14 protein-coding genes are annotated in these 15,458 nt (G+C 41.5%); 10 read left to right on the top strand and 4 right to left on the bottom strand.

Annotated features, from left to right (window positions below):
- Positions 1-350 precede the first annotated feature (350 nt).
- Entirely contained in the window at positions 351-1,730 is a 1,380-nt protein-coding gene (lysC, locus tag CKY02_RS11675) for a lysine-sensitive aspartokinase 3 (RefSeq protein WP_112895416.1), read from the bottom strand.
- 299 nt (positions 1,731-2,029) lie between these two features.
- Here lysC and pgi point away from each other — a divergent pair, with 299 nt between their 5' ends.
- The 4 genes from pgi (at position 2,030) to ubiA (ending at position 5,385) form a co-directional block, all read left to right on the top strand.
- The gene (gene pgi, locus CKY02_RS11670) at positions 2,030-3,676 is read left to right on the top strand and encodes a glucose-6-phosphate isomerase (protein ID WP_112895415.1); all 1,647 of its coding nucleotides are present in this window, start codon (positions 2,030-2,032) and stop codon (positions 3,674-3,676) included.
- Positions 3,677-3,828: 152 nt separating this feature from the next.
- Positions 3,829-3,978 carry a hypothetical protein gene (locus CKY02_RS24570; protein ID WP_162120110.1) on the top strand — a complete coding sequence of 50 codons (150 nt, stop codon included), beginning with the start codon at positions 3,829-3,831 and terminating at the stop codon, positions 3,976-3,978.
- Positions 3,979-3,989: 11 nt separating this feature from the next.
- A complete protein-coding gene (gene ubiC / locus CKY02_RS11665) occupies positions 3,990-4,496 on the top strand; it encodes a chorismate lyase (RefSeq protein WP_112895414.1) in 507 nt (168 codons plus the stop codon).
- 34 nt (positions 4,497-4,530) lie between these two features.
- Positions 4,531-5,385: a 4-hydroxybenzoate octaprenyltransferase gene (ubiA, locus tag CKY02_RS11660; RefSeq protein ID WP_167405302.1), complete on the top strand. Its 855-nt coding sequence runs from the start codon at positions 4,531-4,533 to the stop codon at positions 5,383-5,385.
- A 62-nt stretch (positions 5,386-5,447) separates the two neighbouring features.
- On the opposite strand, the gene plsB is transcribed toward ubiA, so the two are convergent.
- A complete protein-coding gene (gene plsB, locus CKY02_RS11655) occupies positions 5,448-7,895 on the bottom strand; it encodes a glycerol-3-phosphate 1-O-acyltransferase PlsB (RefSeq protein WP_112895413.1) in 2,448 nt (815 codons plus the stop codon).
- A 129-nt stretch (positions 7,896-8,024) separates the two neighbouring features.
- Between plsB and CKY02_RS11650 the strand changes: the two genes are divergently transcribed.
- Entirely contained in the window at positions 8,025-8,396 is a 372-nt protein-coding gene (locus tag CKY02_RS11650) for a diacylglycerol kinase (RefSeq protein ID WP_112877394.1), read from the top strand.
- 119 nt (positions 8,397-8,515) lie between these two features.
- Entirely contained in the window at positions 8,516-9,121 is a 606-nt protein-coding gene (lexA, locus tag CKY02_RS11645; protein ID WP_112877396.1) for a transcriptional repressor LexA, read from the top strand.
- A 284-nt stretch (positions 9,122-9,405) separates the two neighbouring features.
- Here the strand turns inward: lexA and zur are convergent, their stop codons facing one another.
- Positions 9,406-9,918 (bottom strand): zinc uptake transcriptional repressor Zur, encoded by a 513-nt coding sequence (gene zur / locus CKY02_RS11640; protein ID WP_112877398.1) that lies wholly within the window; start codon positions 9,916-9,918, stop codon positions 9,406-9,408.
- Positions 9,919-10,137: 219 nt separating this feature from the next.
- Here zur and CKY02_RS11635 point away from each other — a divergent pair, with 219 nt between their 5' ends.
- Entirely contained in the window at positions 10,138-11,280 is a 1,143-nt protein-coding gene (locus CKY02_RS11635) for a DUF1266 domain-containing protein (RefSeq protein WP_112895412.1), read from the top strand.
- A gap of 201 nt (positions 11,281-11,481) precedes the next feature.
- Here the strand turns inward: CKY02_RS11635 and CKY02_RS11630 are convergent, their stop codons facing one another.
- Positions 11,482-12,672 carry a lactate oxidase gene (locus CKY02_RS11630; RefSeq protein ID WP_112877401.1) on the bottom strand — a complete coding sequence of 397 codons (1,191 nt, stop codon included), beginning with the start codon at positions 12,670-12,672 and terminating at the stop codon, positions 11,482-11,484.
- A gap of 500 nt (positions 12,673-13,172) precedes the next feature.
- Here CKY02_RS11630 and CKY02_RS11625 point away from each other — a divergent pair, with 500 nt between their 5' ends.
- The 3 genes from CKY02_RS11625 to CKY02_RS11615 all read left to right on the top strand — a co-directional run bounded on the left by CKY02_RS11625 (position 13,173) and on the right by CKY02_RS11615 (position 15,309).
- Positions 13,173-14,009, top strand: a complete 837-nt coding sequence (locus tag CKY02_RS11625; RefSeq protein ID WP_112895411.1) for a gp53-like domain-containing protein — start codon at positions 13,173-13,175, stop codon at positions 14,007-14,009.
- A gap of 2 nt (positions 14,010-14,011) precedes the next feature.
- Complete coding sequence (locus CKY02_RS11620) at positions 14,012-14,437, top strand: tail fiber assembly protein (protein ID WP_112895410.1); 426 nt, start codon at positions 14,012-14,014, stop codon at positions 14,435-14,437.
- A 287-nt stretch (positions 14,438-14,724) separates the two neighbouring features.
- Positions 14,725-15,309, top strand: coding sequence for a VOC family protein (locus CKY02_RS11615; protein ID WP_112895409.1), 585 nt, complete (start codon positions 14,725-14,727; stop codon positions 15,307-15,309).
- Positions 15,310-15,458 lie beyond the last annotated feature (149 nt).

The raw sequence follows: 15,458 nt of genomic DNA, 5'->3' as shown, positions 1-15,458 counted from the left end.
TGATTGTTCTGCGTACAATTTTCTAATAAGTGAGAAAATAATATTTTGTTAAAAAATATCCTATGATTTACTATCCCTCAATATAATTAAATATGTAATTAAAAATGTTAACTAATTCACACTAGAATTTTCAGCAGAAAGCTATTTAAAAATAAATAGTAAAATCAAAAGAAAATTTTTATGATTTTGCCAGCATGAAGTAAAAATAATAATGAAGAAAGAGGGAGTCTCGCTATTATGAAAAACAGATATTCCTACACAATGAATTTGTAAGTCAAATAATGGACTTACCGTAATATCCCCCTCAGCCTTTTAACTGAGAAGGATATCAAGTACCTGAAAAACTATACTTATTCAAACAAACGCTGATGAAGCGTTTGAACAATTTGTTCTGCATCTTTGCCTTGAACAAGCAAACACAGGTTATGGTTACTGGCACCATGACTGATCATACGAAGATTGAATCTTTCCAGCACACTAAAAACCTTTTTTCCTAATCCATTGGTTTGAGAAAGCTGATTACCAATAATTGCCACCAGCGCCAGATCTTCTTCCACTTCAACCCGACACAGCGTCGAAAGCTCCGTCATCAGTGCATTGGTCAGCAGGCTGCCATTTGTGCTAGTGGAGCCAGTGGTGTCGAGTGTTAATGCCACATTAACTTCGGAGGTGGTGATCAAATCCACTGAGATATTATGGCGTGACAAAATGGTAAATATTTCAGCCAAAAAACCTTGTGCGTGGAGCATTTTCAGGCTGTGTAGTGTCAATAACGTCTGTTTCTGGCGTAGGGTAATAGCGCGGAACTGTGGTGGGGCTTCTGTGGTATCACAAACCAGCGTACCGCCGGCCTGTGGGTTTTTGCTAGAGCCGACAAATACTGGAATACCACAGCGAATAGCAGGAAACAGTGTTGCCGGATGTAGGATTTTGGCGCCAAATGTTGCCATCTCCGCCGCTTCATCAAAGGCAATCTTATCAATTCGTTGGGCAGTTGGAACGACTCGCGGGTCAGTGGTATAAATGCCCGGAACATCTGTCCAGATATCAACGCGTTTCAGGCCAAGGGCTTCTCCCAAGAGTGCCGCGGTATAATCGCTGCCACCGCGCCCCAGTGTAGTGGTACGGCCGTTCTCTTCACAACCAATAAAACCTTGGGTGACGACCAGGCTATTTTTCAGATGTGGTAAGAGATGTTCCGTTGCCAACGATTGAAGTTGTTCATGGTTTGGTTCTGCATGGCCAAAACTATCGTCGGTATACATCACTTTGCGTATATCAAACCATTCGGCATTTTTCCCTCGCTGGCGAAGCAATTCGGTAAACAATCGTGTGGACATCAGTTCACCGTGGCTGACTAATTCATCTGTCAGAGCCGCAGAGGTTGCCAGAGATGCGGCTTTAGCAAGGGTTTTAATATTTTCCAGTAGACGATCAATCTCTTGACGAATCGTATCGGATTCATGCAAACGATCAATAATTGCGTATTGAATGGAGTGGATCTGTTTCAAGTAGTCAGCCCGCTTATCTGCATCGCAGCCTTCCGCTAATGTAACTAATAAGTTTGTTATACCGGCAGAAGCAGACAGCACAACCACACGTACTGCTTTATTTGCCAGTACGATATCTGCACTGTTATTCATGGCATCGAAATTTGCCACGCTGGTACCACCAAATTTTGCGACTACATGCCCGCCAATTTCTGGGCATTGGAATGAAACAGGACTCATTGCGATAACCTTCTGTTAACTGGATAGTCTTTTAGAAATATCGGGTTAACGGGTTTGAGTCAACGGAGTGAAGAGTGACATCAATATCTTTCATGACGCGATGAGAATCATAAAATAAATTGAGGATAGTAGAGAGGGGCGATTGTTTTTTGTACGCTCCGGTAGATGGAACTAGAAAAACTTAATCGTTTTGACCAATATCAGCGATTAAAGGAAAAGAGGCTCGAATCACAGAATTACAGGTTACAATCTTTCTTTAACTCCCAATTAATTACAGTCAGTTGATAGAGAGCATAGCTATGAAAAATATCAATCCTAGTCAAACCTCAGCTTGGAAAGCGTTAGAACAACATGTTGCGCAGATAAAGGATATTCACCTACGTGAATTGTTTGAACAGGAACCAAATCGTTTTGCTAAGTTCTCAGCGACATTCGATGACCAGATCTTGGTAGATTTTTCAAAAAATCGCATCACAACGGAGACATTAGAAAAATTACAGGCACTTGCTAAAGAGACGGATGTTGCCGGGGCGATTCGCGGTATGTTTTCGGGTGAGAAAATTAACCGTACGGAAGATCGCGCTGTACTGCATATTGCGCTACGTAATCGTAGCAACACCCCGATTGTGGTTGATGGGGAAGATGTTATGCAGCAGGTCAACGCGGTGTTGGCAAAAATGAAAGATTTCAGTGAACGCGTAATTAATGGCGAATGGAAAGGTTATACCGGTAGGGTGATTACTGATGTTGTGAATATCGGTATCGGTGGTTCAGATCTTGGCCCTTATATGGTGACGGAAGCGCTGAAACCTTATAAGAATCACTTGAATATGCATTTTGTTTCTAATGTTGATGGAACCCATATTGCGGAAACCTTGAAAGTACTTAACCCGGAAACGACGCTGTTTCTCATTGCTTCCAAGACGTTCACTACTCAGGAAACGATGACCAATGCTCACTCTGCCCGTGACTGGTTCTTAAAAAGTGCGGGTGATGAAGGACATATTGCAAAGCATTTTGCGGCGCTTTCCACAAATGGACAGGAAGTTAAGCAATTTGGTATTGATACCAAAAATATGTTTGAGTTTTGGGATTGGGTTGGTGGCCGTTATTCGTTGTGGTCAGCGATTGGTTTGTCTATTGCACTCTCTGTTGGGTTTGAAAATTTTGAACAATTGCTTAGTGGTGCACATGCAATGGATCAGCATGTTGCCAATACCCCATTTGAGCAGAATATTCCTGTATTGCTGGCGTTAATTGGTATTTGGTACAACAATTTCTTTGGCGCGGAAACTGAAGCGATTCTGCCATACGATCAGTACATGCATCGCTTTGCTGCCTATTTTCAGCAAGGCAATATGGAATCCAATGGTAAATATGTCGATCGCAATGGTCATCCAGTGGATTACCAAACTGGCCCAATCATCTGGGGAGAACCTGGAACAAATGGTCAGCACGCGTTTTATCAGCTTATTCATCAGGGAACTAAACTGATCCCTTGCGATTTTATTGCGCCAGCCATCAGCCATAACCCATTGAGTGACCATCACAGCAAATTGTTATCTAACTTTTTTGCTCAGACAGAAGCATTAGCCTTTGGTAAATCTCGTGAGCAGGTGGATGCTGAATTTGTCGCCAGTGGTAAAACGGCGGTTGAAGTTGAACATGTTGCACCATTTAAAGTGTTTGAAGGAAATCGCCCGACTAATTCTATTCTGTTACGTGAAATGACTCCATTTAGCTTGGGGCTGTTGATTGCCATGTATGAACATAAAATATTTGTGCAAGGGGCGATTCTCAACATCTTTACTTTTGACCAGTGGGGGGTTGAATTGGGTAAACAATTGGCTAACCGTATTTTGCCAGAGCTTGCGGATAGTGAAGAAGTTACCAGCCACGATAGTTCAACAAATGGGTTGATTAATCGTTTTAAAGCATGGCGTTAGTCACTTATTCTGAGTCAGAAAATTAATTGATATGAGCGAATTATGTTCATCATAATTCGCTTATTTTTGGTCAACAGTATTTATATACCCTATGGATTTCAAGATGCATCGCGACGGCAAGGGAGTGAATCCCCGGGAGCATAGGTAACTATGTGACCGGGGTGAGCGAGTGCAGCCAACAAAGAGGCAACTTGAAGGATAACGGGTATAGAATTTGTTATAACTTTTTATTCTGTATACCTGCAACGTGGTATTCTCTGCGGTTATCAATTGTACTGTCGGATGGAAGAAATTTGTCCTAATGGAAAAGCATATGTCAACTGACTCAATATTAACAATGGTGCCTATTCAGTGGCTTTCGGCGGATTCACCCGTTTTGCCTGATGAGGTTTTAGACTGGTTGATGGAGTTGGGCTCAATGACCCGCCGTTTTGAGCAATACTGCAACTGTGTTCGTATCATACCATTCAGAGAATGTTTTATTACCGAGGAACAACTTGCTGATGAAAATGAGCGTTTGCTAACGGGTCAAAGATATTGGCTGCGTGAGATCGTACTGTGCGGTGATAATATCCCTTGGCTATTGGGGCGGACGTTAATCCCTGAAGCAACATTAACCGGTCCTGATGAAAGTTTGGTTGATTTAGGAACAGTCCCACTGGGGCGATATCTTTTTAGTGGTAATAAATTGACGCGGGACTATATTCATGTAGGGCAGCAGGGGAACCGTTGGGCAAGACGATCATTGCTGAGGTTATCAGGCAAGCCATTATTATTAACCGAAGTCTTTTTACCTGAATCACCTGTGTATAAAAGGTAAAATTTAAAAGGGGGAAACAGAAGTGGCGGGAAGTATGGCGCAAAGTAAATGGCAGGCCTATTGCCGTTTAGTGCGCATTGATAAACCTATAGGTGCATTATTGTTGTTGTGGCCGACTTTCTGGGCTTTATGGATAGCTGGGAAAGGGATTCCAGATATGCACATATTATTGGTCTTTACTGCCGGTGTGTTTCTGATGCGTGCGGCAGGGTGTGCAATCAATGATTTTGCTGACAGAAAATTTGATGGTTATGTTGAACGCACAAAAACACGTCCCCTGCCGAGTGGTGCTATCAGCGAGAAAGAGAGCAAGATCCTATTTGTCGTACTGGCGCTGGTTTCTTTCGGGTTGGTGCTGACCCTGAATAAAATGGCTATCTGGTTGTCAGTCGTTGGGTTGGCTCTGGCTTGGCTTTACCCCTTTGTTAAACGGTTTAGTCATCTTCCTCAGTTTGTACTGGGGGCCGCTTACGGTTGGGCTGTTCCTATGGGATTTGCGGCAGTTAGTGAGTCCTTACCACTAGAGTGTTGGTTGTTATTCCTGGTTAATATCTTCTGGTCGGTTATTTATGATACACAGTATGCGATGATCGATAGAAATGATGATCTAAAAATTGGCGTGAAGTCCACCGCCATTCTGTTTGGTCGTTTCGACAAGTTGATTATTGGGTTATTGCAACTCGCTATGTTACTGGTGCTGGTGCTGGTGGGTTATATGATGAATCTGGGCGGTATCTACTATTGGTCACTGTTGCTTGCGGGCACTTTATTTATTTATCAGCAGAAACTGATCGCTGGTCGGGAAAGAGAGCTTTGTTTCCAGGCATTCCTCAATAATAACTACGTTGGTCTGGTACTATTCCTTGGCATCTTCTTCAGCTATGTCTGAAACATCTGGTGATAATGTGAATAACAACCATTATCACCAGTATTTAAGACGATTATCCTTCCTTAAGCATTCTCGTCGGTATCGTTATGCTCTGGTGGCAAACTGACGCTCTCGATAGTAAGACGAATCTCAGGTGACATCAGTTCACCTAATACCTGATACAGCTCTTGGGTATTTGCTGTAATCGCATTACCACTGTCACTGATATAACCTTCTTCACGCAGTGTATGGACCGATGTAGTAAATACCGCCTTATCAAAGAATTCAGGTGCGTTGATGCCATGCAATACCGACAAACGTTGCGCTAACATCCGACTCTCTTTTTCCAGCACTCCCCGGCTGATTACTGGGTTGGCGTTTAGTAAAGAGAGTGTGATGGCATAACGTTGCAGTGTTTCACGGATGCCCGCTGCCAGCAATTGCAGGGGGCGGATACGTGCTGGATTAAGTACCAGCATGCCATGCTCCTTGTTACAGATAAGGCACTGGCGGGTCAGTTCGTTGATCAGCGTATTAACCACTTCTGGCAGCTCTGTTTTGCTATAACGCATAAACAGCTCGGCTTTAAGGAGTGGATAAATGATCGCGACCTGGCTTAACAGCGCTTCGCGGCTGATACGGCGATGATGAATAACGATGCAGGCAATCAGTGATGGCAGTACTAATAGATGTTGAATATTGTTGCGGTAGTAGGTCATCAAAACTGCACGATCACGTGGCAGAATGATAATGTCACCCATACTGTCTTTGTCTACCTCGAACTTATCCATTTGCAGAGCGTGTTCTAGCAACTCCTCCGCGGTTTTCTTTGGTACGGTGACATCAGCAGCGTAGGGTGCATTGTGCATGAGCTGTATATAACAATCCAGTTGCTCAAGCAGTTGCTCACGAGTAAGTGCTCGCTGACGTGACGAAAGCAGGGCGGTTGAACACAAGTTAATTGCGTTAGCCGCCGCTGTGTTGTTGATGTTTACCATAATCTTCTCAGACAGTTGACTGACTGTCGGATTGAACCATTCGGGGCGATGGAATTCTATTGGATCAATAGAATCGCGCCAGCTAGGAACATGGTTGTTAAGGTATTGGATCAACGGGATGGGTTCGCCAAAGTTGACGTAGCCTTGCCCCAGATTACGAAGTTTGCGCAAACCACGTATCATCTGGAAAAAGCCCTCTTTCTCTTTGGTTGCGCCACGCAGCTCTTTGGCATAGGTGGCAACTTCCATCACATGCTCGTAGCCGATATAAATCGGAATAATGGTAATTGGGCGTGATTCGCCTCTCAACAGCGCCTGTAACGTCATGGACAGCGTACCCGTTTTGGGATCGAGTAAGCGACCTGTCCTGGAGCGACCGCCTTCCATAAAGTATTCAACAGAATAACCTCGGGCAAATAACTCACCTAGATATTCCCGGAATATCGTGGCGTAGAGCTTATTACCCTTAAATGTGCGGCGGATGAAAAATGCACCAAGGCGGCGGAATATTGGCCCTGCTGGCCAAAAATTTAGGTTGATGCCAGCGGCGATATGGGGCGGTACCAAGCCCTGATGGTAGAGCACGTAGGAGAGCAGCAAATAATCCATGTGGCTACGGTGGCAGGGCGCATAAACCAGTTCGTGACCATCCTGTGCCAGACGGCGGATGCGTTCAGCATTGTGAACATTGATCCCTTGATACAGACGGTTCCAGGTCCAACCCAGTACACGGCCTGACAGCCGTAACGTTTCATAAGAGAAATTCGCAGCAATCTCTTCCATCATGTTAATGGCATTCTGTCGGGCTTTCTCATGTGAGATTTTCTTGGTACGGGCCTCATCAGAGACTGCCTTTTCTATTGCTTTTGAAGCCAGTAATTTGTTAAACAGCTCTTGCCGAACCGGCAGGCGTGGGCCAACGGCTGCCAGGCGTTGGCGTGAATAGTGCATTCGTGCCACACGAGCCAGCTTATGGGCAATAGTCTTGTCAGTACCATGCTCAGTAGCCATATAGCGTAGAGATACTGTGTTTGAAAAGCGCACAAAACTATCTCGGCCTAGCCAGAGAATGGCAAAGAATTTTTGGATACCATTGAGTAGCCGCAAATGTGGTGTGCTCTGCCCTTCGCGCCCGGGGGAACGGCCGAACATGACAGAAACTGGCAGCATTTGAATATCCAGATTGGGATTATTGCGATGCAGATCTAGATAAGCATGGAAAATTTTTACGGATTCCTGCTTTGGTGCACAATAGCGGAATACACGTGGACCATTATCGATAAATACATAGCTGGGAAGTTCAGTGTCACCAATCTCCAGTAAATTTAATGGGTCCGGCAGATCCTGCTCAAGACATTGCTGACGTAATGCCAGTAAGTCTGCTTTGGAGTGATACGGTAGCACGTACAGAATCGGGCGTGTCGTATCGAGCCGCAATTCAGTAATCGGATCTGTAGGAATAAGTTTGCTCTTTACCAGTATTTTTAGTGGTAAATTCAATAATTTATAATATATTTTACGCCAACTTGACATAAATATCTTGAAGCCTCTTGTTAGCAACACGTTGCCAGCATATCAGAAACGGGTGTTGAGATCTGTTGTGTTAAGACAATAATAAGAGTGGAAAGTGTCAAATAACCTCATATTTGGTGTGAATAATTTATGGCGAATCAATCCAAGGGCTTGACCCGTATCATTAAAGCAATCGTATATTCGGTGAAGGGTATTAGGGCGACATGGCAAAATGAAGCGGCTTTCCGTCAGGAAATAATTTTAGCGATATTGGCTATGATGGTTGCATTTTATCTGGATATCGGCGCTATTGAACGCATTTTACTGATTGGTTCAGTGATGCTGGTGTTGATTATGGAAATCCTGAATAGTGCTATTGAAGCAGTTGTTGACCGTATTGGCAGTGAGTTCCATGAATTGTCCGGTCGTGCGAAAGATATGGGATCGGCGGCTGTCTTTCTGACAATGATGCTGTCATTAATTGTCTGGGGGACCATCCTTTGGCGCTATTTTATGGTCTGATTTGGTTTAATAATTAGGTATTATATTATAATTGGCTGATTTTCTGCCTTAGTAGGTTCCCAATCGTTATTTAGCTGTATATACTTACATATTGACTGTATAAACAAACAGGGGACGAAATGAAAGCACTTACCGCAAGGCAGCAGCAAGTTTATGACTTGGTGCGTGACCATATTTCGCAAACAGGTATGCCGCCAACGCGTGCTGAAATTGCAGCACGTCTTGGCTTTCGTTCACCTAACGCGGCTGAAGAGCATTTAAAAGCATTGGCTCGTAAAGGGGTGATAGAGATTGTTGCAGGGGCATCTAGGGGAATCCGTTTGCTGTTGGAAGAATCTGGTTTACCGTTAATTGGCCGTGTAGCCGCAGGTGAACCACTGTTGGCACAGGAGCATATTGAAAGTCATTATCAGGTTGATCCTGCATTGTTTAAGCCAAGTGCGGATTTCCTGTTGCGGGTCAGCGGAATGTCTATGAAAGATGTTGGGATTATGGATGGTGATCTGCTGGCTGTGCATAAAACACAAGATGTTCGTAATGGGCAGATTATTGTTGCCCGCATTGAAGATGAAGTGACGGTAAAACGTTTTAAACAGACTGGAAATAAAGTTGAATTGTTGGCCGAAAACCCAGAATTTAAGCCAATTGTGGTGGATTTGCGTGAGCAGAGCCTGACAATTGAAGGATTGGCGGTTGGGGTGATTCGTAACGCCAACTGGTCCTGATAGTAAAATATCAAATTGTTGTTTTTGGAATTGTTAACGAATTGCAATATTCCGGCAGAATCATGTTGTTGAGTTTATTGTTGTGATTATCTTAAATGTGATTCTGCGGTTGTTTATTTCAGTCTGACTCTGTACCAAAAGTAAGTATCTACTTACTATACCTCATGAATTTCAGGATGCTTCGCGACGGCAAGGGAGCGAATCCCCGGGAGCATGGCGAACGATGTGACCGGGGTGAATGAGTGCAGCCAACAAAGAGGCAACTTGAAAGATAACGGATATATCTATTTCTTTTTACTTCCTTCAATTCTGTGGTCATGCTGGCATTCATCTCGTTTAATACAGGATTCGATCTCTTCACAAGGTGAACATAAGCCATGCGCTTCGATGATGGTATGGCGTAAACTGAACCCGGCTGTTTTTGCTAACTGTTGGATGGCGGATTCAACGGTTCCACCATCTCGCTCTGTGACAGAACCACAACGGTCACAAATAAACATTGCTGAAGTGTGGCTTGGCTGTTCAATATGGTGACATAGGACATAACTGTTGGTGGATTCTATTTTATGAATAAACCCCTGTTCCAACAGAAATTCCAGTGCCCGATATACGGTAGGCGGTTTGGCCTGTGGTTCTGCTTCCCGTAGCAAATCCAGTAAATCATAAGCACTGATTGCCCCGGGTTGCTCTGAAATGAGACGCAGAACTTCAAGCCGCTGCGGAGTAAAGCGGACTCCACGAGCCTGGCAAATAACTTCGGCCTGTTCCAGTAACTTTTTTTGATTAATCAATTTCATTACGCCTCTTACAACCAGTACGATGATAATATTGTGATGTTATCATGTTTCTTCAATAGAAAATATTATCCAGAAAAGTTCATTGTGATTGTCCCCTGATGGAGTTAATTTGGCTAAATTGGTACTCAGTAGCAAAAATAATGTTTTCTTGAAGTTTATGATAATACAGACAAGAATTATCGTATATGACAGATAATTTTCGGAAAGGAAGCATTTGTGATGAAAGAGCTTTTACAAAATCAGCCTCATTATAGACAGTTCCCCGTTAAAGGCTATCAGGTAATGAGGCATATTATCTCTGAAAAAAGAAAGTTGCCTTTTCTAAGTGCATTATATGCGTTGATTAATATTTTATTTGTAATGGCAGTATGTATGGGTATTGTATTATCTGTAGCAATTGTTTTATTTATAATAGGTAATGTATCTGTCCCTGATACGGACTATTTACTTCTGGCACAAGTAGGCGGTATAGCATTATTTGGCGTAATGTTACTCTCGGTTATTATTTATCGCATTGTTAAGCGCCCAGAATGGGAACAACGGCGTTATTATCAACAAGCAGGTTTATCTCTTTTACCAGAAGATAAGCGTCAGGTATTACGACTAAATATTGTTAGTGACTATTGGCTAGGTTTTTGGAGTGAAACTCTAGAGCATTATCCTCTACAGTCACGGGTTGCCCATGATAGCTATCGTTACTGTCTGCTTCCATTATCTCCGACTCAGGAACATCAATCCCAATTATACAGCGACTGGGGAATTATTGATGAAGAAGGGTATATGAAAATGCTAACAGGTTTGTGGGAGGGGGTACATTCAAAACATTTTGCTATTGATGCTGCTCTTAGTGATGGGAAAATGTTTAAAGTGCTTGCCAAATTAGTTGAAGTAACACCTGACTATATTCATAAATGTGCCAAACCTATTAATAAACGCCCTCCGGCATTAGTGTGGGGATTTGATTTGTGGCTTGCAATTGTTTTAAGTCGTAACTGTTTTTGTGCCGGTTATATCAGTGAAGAAGTAGCATGGAAAAATATGCTGAAAACCGCTGATTATATTTATGAAATCTTCGGTAGTTTTGATGAGTTTTATACAAATTTTCGGCTAGGCAATGCTTACTGGAGTAATGATTTTGATCGGTCTAAAGAGCGGCTGGAACAATTTAATTATTATAAGTCACATTGTGACTGGCCAATTGCTAGTTTGCCGTGGCCTGAACCAAAAGGCGTTATTATGGAAAGGCAGATGATGACAGGTTTTTCTGCATTAGTAGAAGATGTTTTACGCAGTAACATGGAAGAACAACAAAGTTATGAATTTGATATTACTGAGCTGTCAGCGTCTCGTGTACTCCATTAATATTTACATGAAACATTTCCCCTTGAAGAACATTTCAAGGGGAAGCAATAATTAATAATAGGAAATAATGGTGTAAAGTGAGAGAACGGATTTTTTCATTATGGTATCTATTATTTCTAAAGGTAACATAATTTACCCCGTTTCCTGAAATCACCTGTTTCAAATGAAACGGGGCCAATATTTGCTTTATTAGTTAATGGGTTAAATCAAACTAATAAATTTTCTCTCTATATCCTTAATGGCTGCACATCCTGCCAGCTTCATGCTAAGTTTCAGCTCATCCTTCAGTAGGTTTAAAATAGAAGTTACGCCTGGTGCTCCACCCAATGCCAGCGCATACAAAATGGGCCTACCGATAGCGACAGCTTTGGCACCCAATGCGAGCGCTTTAAACACATGGGTACCACGGCGGATGCCTCCGTCTAGATAGACTGGAATTTTAGATCCAACAGCTTCAACAATGTGTGGTAATGAAGCAATTGCTGCCGGGACAGTATCCAACTGCCGGCCACCGTGATTAGAAACTTGAATCGCTGCGGCACCGTGGTTAACACACTCTTTAGCATTTTCGGCAGATTGAATGCCTTTCACGATGATTGGAAGGCCTGATTCTTTAGCGAGAAACTCCAAATCATTGAAATTAAGATCCCGTTTAAATAGCGCTGTAATCTCTGATAAGGTTGCCCCTGCGGGAACGCCTGGAATATTAGGAAATGGTAATGAATGTGGGAAAACAAATTTATTACGTTTATCGGTTTCTCTATTACCACTCCACTCTAAATCGACTGTAAAGACGATTGCGGTTGCCCCCATCGCTTTGGCTCGGCGTATCATTTCGCGGTTAATGCCCATATCTTTGGTAAAATAAATTTGGAACCATTTGGGGCCATTACTCACTTTCGCTATCTCTTCAAGAGGTGAATTAGCTAGAGTTTGTGCAGTAAACAGGGTACCGGCAGCGGCAGCGCCTCTCGCTGTTCCCAATTCAGCGGTAGTATGAGATAGCCCATGTGCTGCCATTGGGGGAATGAAAATAGGCATATCCACTTTACTGCCGAGCAATTCGGTTGTTGTGTCAGGCTCTTTTACTCCTGCGAGATAGCGGGGAATAATTTGGAAATCGTCAAAGGCTCTGGTGTTTTCACGTAGAGTCCATTCATCACCTGAACCGCTGCTGATATAGCCAAATTGGGGCGCTGGAATCAATTTACGTGCTTCTTCTTCCAAGTCATAAAGATTAATAATATCAAGGGATTTTTCTGCACTATTTGTTTTATAGGCTCTTGTCGGTTTTATGTTAGCAGTTGCGGCGTTGGCTGAGGATGCAGCGGATAGTGTACTGGCAGCAGCAAGACTTAATCCTCCAACGATGACGTCTCTTCTTGATGGCATATAATTTTCCCTTACTTAGTAGGTTTAATAAGTATTGACAATAGAATTTGTCCACATATTAAGAATAGACCTATTCTGAATAATTCAAGCTAATAAATCCTCAATAATGTTTTTATAAGCTGATCGATCCTATTGGAACGGCCGGTTTTTTGTTGTGAGAGGAGCATCACAAAACTCAGATTAAAATATGGTGGCTTATTTTCTCTGCTTACCTGAATTTTTGGGGAATGGTTCAAATAGAGGGACTTTCGGATGCTGAATGTAAATGAATAGTTTAGGTATAAATTTGGCTTCAGGCATTGATCTATTAACGACATCAACTATAAGAAAATAATTAATTTCTCTAAGTTATAAAAATATTTCATCATTCTTTATCAGAAAAAGACTATTATTGAAATGCGATCTGAAAATTATATACGATGATCAAGTAGATATTTTGATTTTCATTAATTCAAAGTTTTATTTAATGAAAAAATAAGTTTTTTCCTTAAGGAGAACTCATGAGTAATAAAAATGACTTTAAAGCTTTTTCTATTAGTCAGGATGCTAATGTTGTTTCTCAAGGAGAATATGAAGAAAGTCAGGAATTGAATACGGGAATTCCCCCTAATATTATTTCCATTGGTTTATTAAATAAGGTTTTGCGTCAGTCGTCAACGATATCATCGGTGGTGGCTAATTTTATCTCTACACAATGTAGTGATGATGTTTTGGATGATGGCGATATAGACAAGCTCACCACCCAATTAAATATCGCTTTAGAGCAAAAAGCTTTAACAGAGATTCCAAGTGCTTCATTAACACAAAAAGGTGTTATTCAACTTACAGATGTACTTGGTGATAGTAATACTCTGGCGGTCACGCAAAAGCTTGTCCAGGAAATGATAACTTCGTTAAGTGAAAGTATTAATAGCAGAGTACCTAATATCCGGCAGGTGAATGGTAAGGAGTTGTCTGAGGATATTGATTTGGATGCCGTGGATATCGGGGTATACACAAAAGAAGAAGTAGACAATGAAGTTAATGCCAAAGGTAATAGGAATAGTGCCAGTAAAGCGATTAATGGTTGGTGGAGATGTGGAGATACAGGCGTTATCTATCAATGGGGGCGTACTAAGGTCATTGATGCTGGCTATATAGAACGTATTCAATTACCAATTAGTTTTTCCAATAAGCATTACGCCGTCAATATTAATGCTATTCAAAGTAAAATGGGTTTTATGGGGGCATCTGTTGGCTATGTAAATGTAATTGATAATTCATCTTTCGATTTATTAAATTCTTGGGTAAATGCCAAATGGGATAGCCCATTCTTTTGGATAGCGATAGGATATTAATTATGTATTATTACAGTGCAAAAACAAATGCTTTCTATCCGGTAGAATTGGAACAAAATTATATTGCTGCTGGTTCACTGCCGGATGATATTATAGAAGTCAGTAATGATATTTATCAGGAATATGCTGCTAATAATGCGCCAGAAGGAAAACACCGTGTAGCAAATAAAAACGGTTTGCCGGAATGGGCAGATATTCCTCCGCCAACGAAAGATGAATTACGGCAATATGCTGAACTCCAAAAACAACAACTCATCGCTGAGGCAACAAATCAAATTGCACCATTGCAAGATGCTGTTGATTTAGGTATTGCGACTGAGGAAGAGGAAATAGCTTTATTGGCATGGAAAGAATATAGGATAATACTGAATCGGATAGATGTTTCACAAGCAATGGATATTGATTGGCCGGAAAAACCAGAGGGATAAATAAACGCAATTTTTTAGTCCACCCCCAAAATTGACCTGTTTGATTTTTTGGGGGTATATCAGGGTTCCAAATTTAACCTTAATTTTTGATTGTCTTCTGTAGGATAAATTTATTATTTGTTATTTTGGATGAGATATTATTCCCTATATAAATTAATGGAGAAAATAATGATATACCCTATGGATTTCAAGATGCATCGCGACGGCAAGGGAACGAATCCCCGGGAGCATAGATAACTATGTGACCGGGGTGAGTGAGTGCAGCCAACAAAGAGGCGGCTTGAAAGATGACGGGTATAGACTTTAAAGGGTTGGGTCATATTAATATCGTTGTAGATGACATGATGGCAGCAATGGATTTTTATAAAAATCTATTTTTGGCAATACCAAGACAATTCTTTCCTCATTTTAAAAATAAGGGTTTTGCAAAGTCAGCAGGTTTTATTGATAACCCTGAACAGATTGATGTATCAATGGCATTTTTGGAAATTCCTGGAGCTAGGGTTTTTATTGAGTTAATGGAATATCATCATCCGACGGGAGCAAAAAGGGTTAAAATAAAGGAAGCTAATGATATTGGTGGTATTGGGCATATTTGTCTTAGAGTACAAAATATAGATAGTGTATTTGAACATATAAAAAACTCTCCTGATGTTAGATTGATAAATTCATCACCATTATATAAGCCATACAAAATAGATGAAATTACCAGTGATGAATTTATGTTCTTTAACGAGGAGGATGAAAAAAACTCTGTTTTAAAACAAAAAACTTGCGAGATCATGGGCAAGATAAGATATTTTTATTTTATCGACAAATATAATATTCAATGGGAGTTTGAAGAGGGCCATGATGATATTGGCACTGATTAAATAATGCTTAATAATTATTTTATTTGTCGATCTGCTGCTGAAACGGTAGATAGTGTCGTTACAAGTGTAGTGAGGTATCTAAGTTAATAAAAGTGTACTTGGTACACCGGTATGACTTTATTTATGTACTCAGTACACTTACTATGGAT

Origin of the sequence: Photorhabdus bodei, from assembly GCF_003287735.1 — a bacterium.
In the GTDB taxonomy this organism is placed as follows: Bacteria; Pseudomonadota; Gammaproteobacteria; order Enterobacterales; family Enterobacteriaceae; genus Photorhabdus; species Photorhabdus kayaii.
Note: the sequence above shows the minus strand (reverse complement) of the source record. Positions and strands in the feature narration are given on the sequence as shown.

Coding starts and splice junctions, on each gene's coding strand:
- lysC (WP_112895416.1), bottom strand. CDS start 1,730: ATGAGTCCTGTTTCATTCCAATGCCCAGAAATTGGCGGGCATGTAGTC.
- pgi (WP_112895415.1), top strand. CDS start 2,030: ATGAAAAATATCAATCCTAGTCAAACCTCAGCTTGGAAAGCGTTAGAA.
- ubiC (WP_112895414.1), top strand. CDS start 3,990: ATGTCAACTGACTCAATATTAACAATGGTGCCTATTCAGTGGCTTTCG.
- ubiA (WP_167405302.1), top strand. CDS start 4,531: ATGGCGCAAAGTAAATGGCAGGCCTATTGCCGTTTAGTGCGCATTGAT.
- plsB (WP_112895413.1), bottom strand. CDS start 7,895: ATGTCAAGTTGGCGTAAAATATATTATAAATTATTGAATTTACCACTA.
- CKY02_RS11650 (WP_112877394.1), top strand. CDS start 8,025: ATGGCGAATCAATCCAAGGGCTTGACCCGTATCATTAAAGCAATCGTA.
- lexA (WP_112877396.1), top strand. CDS start 8,516: ATGAAAGCACTTACCGCAAGGCAGCAGCAAGTTTATGACTTGGTGCGT.
- zur (WP_112877398.1), bottom strand. CDS start 9,918: ATGAAATTGATTAATCAAAAAAAGTTACTGGAACAGGCCGAAGTTATT.
- CKY02_RS11635 (WP_112895412.1), top strand. CDS start 10,138: ATGAAAGAGCTTTTACAAAATCAGCCTCATTATAGACAGTTCCCCGTT.
- CKY02_RS11630 (WP_112877401.1), bottom strand. CDS start 12,672: ATGCCATCAAGAAGAGACGTCATCGTTGGAGGATTAAGTCTTGCTGCT.
- CKY02_RS11625 (WP_112895411.1), top strand. CDS start 13,173: ATGAGTAATAAAAATGACTTTAAAGCTTTTTCTATTAGTCAGGATGCT.
- CKY02_RS11620 (WP_112895410.1), top strand. CDS start 14,012: ATGTATTATTACAGTGCAAAAACAAATGCTTTCTATCCGGTAGAATTG.
- CKY02_RS11615 (WP_112895409.1), top strand. CDS start 14,725: ATGACGGGTATAGACTTTAAAGGGTTGGGTCATATTAATATCGTTGTA.